This is a genomic window from Salinimicrobium oceani, assembly GCF_012037645.1.
In genome coordinates this window covers 1-384 of sequence record NZ_JAAVJR010000947.1, presented here as the reverse complement: position 1 = coordinate 384, position 384 = coordinate 1, and the positions used below count along the sequence as shown (strand labels likewise).

The following is a 384-nucleotide window of genomic DNA, read 5'->3' as shown; positions in this document are numbered from 1 at the left end:
GAAGGAAAAGTCTTTGAAACGCAATTATTATTCATAAAACCCTATAAAACTCTTTCGTTATGTTACATGGCAGTGAAGGAGGTGGAACCTAATCGCACAAAAATGGTTTGGGGTGTGAAAGGGGTACATAAATTTCCCGCTTCGGTGTTGATGCTTTTCTACGGAATGGATCGTGCTCTTGCAAAAGATTTTGAAACAGGTTTGTACAACCTAAAAACTCACCTGGAGAGGAAATAATTCTAAAGTTTTAAGCACCAAATTCCAAATTCCAATTTGAGGGAATTTCTGGAAGTACCGGGTAAAAGCTGATTCAATCCTGACTTTTTAATTTCACTCACCTACAGTGGATGGGCAACTTAGAATGGACCAGGTAGGTGCAATGAA

Annotated in this window: 1 protein-coding gene; it reads left to right on the top strand. The window is 38.8% G+C overall.

Features of this window, described 5'->3' with window-relative positions; translation table 11 throughout:
* On the top strand, window positions 1-237 hold a 237-nt coding region (locus tag HC175_RS20190), incomplete at its 5' end, for an SRPBCC family protein (protein WP_479685248.1).
* Between the last annotated feature and the right edge of the window lie 147 nt (window positions 238-384).